Annotated in this window: 5 protein-coding genes; 1 reads left to right on the forward strand and 4 read right to left on the reverse strand. The window is 64.9% G+C overall.

The genetic code is table 11. The annotated features are described in order from the left end of the window. From OEX18_15270 to OEX18_15280, 3 genes are all read right to left on the reverse strand, one after another. On the reverse strand, positions 1-199 hold a 199-nt coding region (locus OEX18_15270), incomplete at its 3' end, for a 50S ribosome-binding GTPase (GenBank protein MDH4338628.1). Further along, positions 200-1,252, reverse strand: a complete 1,053-nt coding sequence (locus OEX18_15275; protein MDH4338629.1) for a metal-dependent transcriptional regulator — start codon at positions 1,250-1,252, stop codon at positions 200-202. Further along, the gene (locus tag OEX18_15280) at positions 1,249-1,935 is read right to left on the reverse strand and encodes a metal-dependent transcriptional regulator (GenBank protein MDH4338630.1); all 687 of its coding nucleotides are present in this window, start codon (positions 1,933-1,935) and stop codon (positions 1,249-1,251) included. Before OEX18_15280 ends, OEX18_15275 begins: the two co-directional genes overlap by 4 nt. A 246-nt stretch (positions 1,936-2,181) precedes the next feature. On the opposite strand from OEX18_15280, the gene OEX18_15285 reads away from it, so the two are divergent. Continuing rightward, a complete protein-coding gene (locus OEX18_15285; GenBank protein MDH4338631.1) occupies positions 2,182-4,527 on the forward strand; it encodes a carbohydrate binding family 9 domain-containing protein in 2,346 nt (781 codons plus the stop codon). Between the two features lie 26 nt (positions 4,528-4,553). On the opposite strand, the gene OEX18_15290 is transcribed toward OEX18_15285, so the two are convergent. Beyond that, a complete protein-coding gene (locus OEX18_15290; GenBank protein ID MDH4338632.1) occupies positions 4,554-6,827 on the reverse strand; it encodes a T9SS type A sorting domain-containing protein in 2,274 nt (757 codons plus the stop codon). Between the last annotated feature and the right edge of the window lie 187 nt (positions 6,828-7,014).

A 7,014-nucleotide genomic window follows, 5' to 3' on the forward strand; every position in this document is an offset into this window, starting at 1 on the left:
AGTTGCCGGTATGCTGCTTGAGCCCCGTGATGGAGTTGAAGACCGTGCTCTTGCCCGTGTTCGGATTTCCGGCCAGCGCCACCACGTAGTCGAAGCGGTCCATGTTGACGCCGAGCCTCACCAGGTTGCCGGCGTGGTGCTGGCACCCCGCGCACGCGCTGGGCGGACAGTCCTCGGTCGTGTTGCGGCTCTCGTTCATCTAGCCTCCAGTGCTCCCTTCCTCTGCGGCGGGCGCCACATTGGCGACGCCGATCATCTTCGCCTGTTCCTCGCGCAGCGCGACGATGGTGCCGCGGACGCGGTACGCGGACAGGCCGCCGGTCAGGCCGCGCCGTTCGTAGCCCACCCGGGTTCCAGGCACAATGCCCAGGTCCATGAGGCGGCGGCGCTCCAGACCGATGCACGCGGGACTCACCCGCACCACGTCCGCCACCTGTCCCGGCTCGAGAGCCGCGAGTGTCGCGGTTGCATCCGTCGCAACCTCGCCCTCGCCGGCGCGGCGAATGGAGATGTTGGCCGCCAGCATCGGCGCCAGCACCACCTTGCGACCGTCGGCGTCGAACACGACGCGCTGCTCGGTGCGCGAATCCATCCGCACCTGCATGCCCACGTAGATACCGAGCGCCATGATCTGCGCGAAGACCACCGTCGGCTCGTCCTCGAGATGCGTGACCACCGCGCGCTCTCCCGGCTCCAGCACCGTCAGCGGCGTCAGCGCATCGCCGACCACGGAACCGTCCGCGGCGGGAATGGGATCGCCGTGGGGGTCGAAACGCGGGTTGCCGAGGCGCTCGGCGAGCGCGTTGGCCTCGTCCTGGGTGAGCGTGTGCTCCTGCCTCTCGGCCCGCATGTGCCATTCGAGCGGATCGACGCCGGTTTCGTCGGCGAGGTAGCGCTCCCACAGCCGATGCGCGCGTACCACCTCGAGTGCGTAACGGCGGCCATCGTCGGTAAGGAGGATACGTCCGTCCACCACGCGTACCAGGCCTCGCTCCTGCATGCGTTCCACCAGCGTCACCGCGCGCGAGGCCGCGATCTCCAGCGCACCCGCCACACTGGTGAGCGTGCAGGTGTCCTCGCGCACCTCGTGGTTGTAGATATGCTTGAGCGCGTCCTCGAGGGCGACGCGCGAGGCCAGCCGCCGGCTGCGCCTTCCGCGCGCGAACAGGCCGCGCCCGGGCCAGAAGATGACGGCGGCGAGGGCACCGCCCAGGACGAACAGAACCAGATTGAGCAGAGGCGAACCCATCATGTTGATACCCTTATCTCGGCGGCGGCCTCTCGCCCGATTGAAAACTCTCCGTCGCCGACGCGCAACGTCAGCGACCCTCCGTACGGTTCCACGTGCAGCACCTCGACCCCCGTCCCCGGATACAGGCCGCGCTGGCCGAGGTAGCGCAGCAGGGCCGAGTCGCGGTCGTCGACTTCCAGCACCACTACGCGCGTGCGGGCGGGAACGTCGCACAGGCGGCGCGCCGCCACGCGCGCGATGGCGCCGTCTCGCGACGGGATGGGCGCGCCGTGCGGGTCGACGGTGGGGTCACCCAGCGCGGTGGCGATGCGGTCCTCGAGATCCTCGGAGATCACGTGCTCCAGCTTTTCGGCCTCGTCGTGCACCTGGTCCCACGGGACACCCAGTGCTTCCGCGAGATACTTCTCGATGAGACGGTGATGCCGCACCACCTCCACCGCCGCCACTTCTCCCACCGGTGTCAGTTGCACACCCTGATACGGTTCGTGCGTGACCAGGTTGAGCTCGGCCAGCTTCTTCACCATCGCGGTCACCGACGCGGGCGCAATGCCCATGCGTTCCGCGATCGACGAGGTGGACGCGCGCTCGGCGTGCTCGGCGATCTCGAAGATGGCCTTGAGGTAGTTCTCCATCGACTGGGTCAGCCGGGCGGTGGCGCTTGCTGCCGGGGTGCTTTTAGTCATAACTAAAAATAATTCTAGTGCAATACTCATTCCCGGACAAGCGGCTTTTCCACCATCATCGTAACAAATTGCTGTTATTAACCTTATGAAAGGGTGCGCTCTGCGCCCCGGCCCTCGGCGCCGTGCGTTCCGCGTACGGGGCCGGGTGGAGATTGCAGGAAACCACACCCACGCCGGATACGTCTTAAGGCAGAAGGTGGTGGCCGGGAAAGTGTCCGGGGACAATTCCCGGCCGCCACCAAACCCATGAACGCGCACAGCCCCCCCAGCTGGATCTCCCTGCTTGCCATCGCGGCGGCCATCGCGGCGGCCATTGCGGCGCCCTTGCGGGCCGGCGCACCGGCCGGCGGTGGCGCGGTGGACGCGTCGAGCGCGGCCTTCGCCCCCAACACCCAGCTCGATATTTCGGTGGCGCGCGCGGGACAGGCCTTCCACATCGACGGGCGTCTCGACGAGGCCATGTGGCAGTCCGCCACGCGTATCGGCAACTTCTGCGAGGTGGAACCGGGCGACAACACGCGCCCGCCGGTGGACACCGAGGCCTGGCTCGCCTACGACGCCGACAACCTGTATATCGGGTTCAAGTGCTACGACGACAACCCGGCCGCCATCCGCGCCTCGGTGACCGATCGCGACAACATGTTCGCGGACGACTGGGCCGGGCTGGTGATCGACACGTTCCACGACCAGCAGAACGGGTATTTCTTCGTCGTAAACCCGCGCGGCATCCAGGGAGACCTGTTCCGCTCGCGCAACAACGAGGACAGCAGCTACGACGCGGTGTGGTATTCGGGAGGCCAGTTGACGGACTTCGGCTGGACCGCCGAGATCTCGATTCCCTTCCGGAGCATCCGCTTTCCCGACAGCCCCAGCCAGGAGTGGGGGGTTCACTTTTTCCGAACGCGCCCGCGCGAGAGCCGCGCGCAGTACTCGTGGGCACCGATCTCCCGCGACGACAACTGCTTCTTCTGCCAGGCGGGCACCCTGAACGGCATGAGTGACATCAACGAGAGCCGCAACCTGGAGATACTCCCCTACGTGCTCGCCAGCCAGTCCGGAAACCTGGCCAGCCTCGACGATGCGTCTTTGAACTGGAGCAACGACCCCGGCGAGGGCGAGGCCGGCATCGGCGTCAAGTACGGCCTGACACCCAACCACACGCTCGACGTCACCTACAACCCGGATTTCAGCCAGATCGAGGCGGACGCCACCCAGATCGATGCCAACCAGACCTTCGCCCTGTTCTACGAGGAGAAGCGGCCCTTCTTCCTGGAGGGCGCGGACCGCTTCCGCTCCATGATCGACGTGGTCTACACGCGGTCCATCAACGACCCGCTCGCGGCGGGCAAGTACACCGGAAAATCGAGCCGCAACACGTTCACGTTTCTCACCGCCATGGACGAGACCTCGCCCTACATCGTGCCCTTCGAGGAGCAGAGCGGCGGCGCGCTGGCGGGCGACACATGGTCCAACCTCCTGCGCTACAAGCGCGACGTGATGGAGGAGTCGTTCATCGGCTTCTTCGCAACCGACCGCCGGCTGCGCGACAGTATCGGCTCCAACACCACCGCAGGCGTGGATACCCGCCTGCGCCTCAACGAGCACTTCACCTTCTTCGGCGAGGTCCACGGCAGCTACACGCAGGAACCGGAGGACACCCTGCTCTCCGACGATTTCAACGACATCGCCTTCGGCAAGGACGACGAGTACACCGGCGCCTTCGACGGCGAGAACTTCTACGGCCATGCCATCGAAACCATGGTGACGCGCAACGGGCGCCACTACAACGCGGAACTGTGGTACGGGGATTTCTCGCCCACCTTCCGCGCGGAAAGCGGCTTCATCACGTCCAACAACTACCGCATCGCGAATTTCTGGAACGGCTACATGTTCCAGTGGGATACCAACCCGGTGGTCGAGCGCTTCGAGCCGCAGTTCGCGGTGGGGAGAAAGTACAACTACGCGGGGGAGTTCAAGGACACCTGGCTGGAGCCCGGCCTGTGGATGCGCTTCAAGCACCAGACCTACCTGTGGACGAGTTATCTGTGGAGCGAAGAGGTGTTTGCCGGCGAACTGGTGGAAGGAATCGCGCGCTGGAACGTCGACATCGACTCCAACTTCAGCAAGTTCATGTCCGCCGGCGTCGACTGGCGGCTGGGGCCCAGTGTCATCCGTGAGCGCGACAACCCGCGCCTGGGCGACCAGTTCTCATACGGCGCGTGGCTGGAGTTGCGACCCACGCCGCAGTTCTTCGTGGGGCTAACCCACGCGTCGTTCCGAATCAGCGAACTGAACGGCGGCCCGGACGTGGCCGACACCTTCGTTTCCCGCGCGCGCCTTACCTACCAGTTCACCCGGCGTCTGTACTTCCGCGTGATCGGCGAGTACGTGGACGACGTCAGCTCGTTCGCAGTCGATCCCCTGATCAGCTACAAGATCAACCCGTTCACCGTGTTCTTCCTGGGTTCGTCACACTCGTTCACCGAGATCAAGGACGACCCCAACACCAGCGAGATCGAGATCACCCAGGACGGTTACCGGCAGACCGATCGCATCTACTTCGTCAAGTTCCAGTACCTGTTCCGGATGTGAGGGCGGACGAGCCCTGTGGCCGCGGACTACTTCAGCAGCACCATCTTTCGTGTCTGGCTGAAACGCCCGGTCTTGAGACGATAGAAGTACATCCCGCTCGCCACCGGCTGTCCCTGGTCGTTGGCTCCGTTCCACGTCACCACATGGTTGGCTGCGCCCCGCTGGCCCGAGACCAGGCGGCGCACCACGCGTCCCGTCGCATCGAAGATCGTGAGCTCGACGAACGACGCGCGCTCGAGACCAAAGCGAATGCGGGTGACAGGATTGAAGGGGTTGGGCTGATTGGCGCCGAGGTAGGTTCGCGACGGCACCCGGTCGAGCACCGAGGTGGTACCGCCCGGACCCAGCACCGCCACCACGCTCTCGTTACCGTGCACGTCGAGGGCGGTCACCTTGTAGTGGTAGTCGCTGTCCCACGTCCATCCCGCGTCGACCAGTTCGGGGGAGGCAGGCGCGCCGATGCGGTTGGCGCTCGTGGGAACGAACTCGGGCGCGCCACCCCGGTAGACGGCGTAGTGCGACAGGTCCGGTTCGGTATTCGCGTTCCAACTTAGCGTGAGCTCTCCGGCGGCGCTCTGGCTCGCAACCAGGTTCTGCGGCTGCGCCGGCGCGAGGTTATCGATGGATCGCGCGCTGTCCACGCACGATACGTAGAACGTGAACGGGTCGCCCGTGTGTGCGATCACGAGGAAGTAATGATAGCCGCTGTCGGCCTCCGTCACGTTGAAGAGCGTCGGCAGGGTCTTGGCGTAGTTCGGCAGGAAGTACGCCTGCTGTGTGTCCACGAGCTCCCAGAAGTACGGAGGAGTTGCCGCGCTCAAGCGCATGACGCTGCCGATCTCTCCTGGGATGGTGGCGCCCGCCGCCACGTCGGCCCAGTGCCCGGCCGGCGGCGTGGTGTCGATGGCCCGCCACAGCGTGTACTCGGTGATCTCGCCTCCGGTCAGGACCGCGTCGAAGTAGCTTCGGAACCAGCTCAGATGAACCAGGCCCCCTTGATCCCCCGGCACGTCGATCACGGTGTTGATCCGGGGCACCGCGTACTGGAACGGAGTGACAATCTGGTTGTTGGTCTCGTCGCTTTCGAGCACCGCATCCTCTTCGTCCACTGTGACCCCGAGGTACACGTTTCCGGTCAGCCCGTTGTAGTTGTTGCCGAGCACAACGGTGGAATCGGTGAACGCGGGCAGGCTGTCGAATGCCGCCGACGCCAGCAGCGAATCAGCGGCGTCGATCACGTTGTCGGGGGACACGCGCAGGGTCACCGTGAACGGGCCCGCGGTCAGGTTCCCGAGATTGGATACGGTGGCGGACACGTTGATCTGCGCCGAGCACAGCACACTCCTCGGCGGCGCCGACACGACCACCGTCAGGTCCGTGGTTGGGACATCGCCAAACTTTTGAATCCGGTGATGGACGGGGTCCGTCACGAAGACGTTGCCATTGCCGTCGACCGCCACGTCGCCCACATAGCCGAATTGACCGTTGCCCGCGCCCAGAGAACCCCACTGGGCAAGCACGGTACCCGAGGCATCGTACTTGACGATCTGGGGTACCACAACGGCCTGCGTATCGTTTTGCGCTATGTAGACGTTGCCGTCCATGTCGGTCTCGATGCCGTAGATGCCCACCGCGCCCCACTCGGTTTCGTAGTTGCCGTCGAGGTCGAACCGCTGCACGCGATGGTTGCCGAAGTCGGCGACGTAGACCTTGCCCGATGGACTGACCGCCATGTCCCACGGCAAACTGAACTGTCCCGGTCCGGTTCCCGGGCTGCCCCAGGCCAGTTCGAAATTTCCGGCGTTGTCGAATCTTTGGATGCGGTTTCCCCCATCGGCCACGAATGCGGTGGTCAGATGTATGTCGACGCTCGGAGCACCCAGAAACTCCCCGTCACCGAACCCGGGCGAGCCCAACTGCAGAACAAACGAGCCACTACTGTTGAACTTTTGAACCCGGCTGTTGCCGTAATCCGCAACGTAGACGAATCCGCTCAGATCGGTCGCAACACGAGTGGCGAAACTGAACTGACCAGCAGCACTCCCGGAGTCTCCCCAGGCGGCGATGAACAGGCCGTCGTTGTCGAACTTCTGAATCCTGAAATTCTGATAATCGGCGACATAGACATCGCCGGCCGCGTTGGTGGTGATTCCCAAAGGAACATTGAACTGCCCGTTGGCCGTCCCGGAATCGCCCCACGCCGTAATAAAGACGGGTGGCAGCTCGGCGCGAGCCGTCGTACCCGCGGTGAGAGAAACACAGACAACGGCAAGCAGGCATGCAATGCGAGGGAATCTCATGGTTGGACCTCCGCGACTGGTTTGCGGCTACGGGCTGCAGGCGTCTCTCAGGCCTTCCCCGCGCCTTCGCAGGGCGCCCGGGCCAGTACCTGAGTGCCCTTGTCCGTGGGACACCGGCGGGCGGGATGCGTCACACGGGGGCGGCATTTTCCCGGAGTTACCGCGGCGGCAGCCCGGCGGAGCGCGT

The organism is Candidatus Krumholzibacteriia bacterium (assembly GCA_029865265.1).
GTDB lineage: Bacteria > Krumholzibacteriota > Krumholzibacteriia > WVZY01 > JAKEHA01 > JAKEHA01.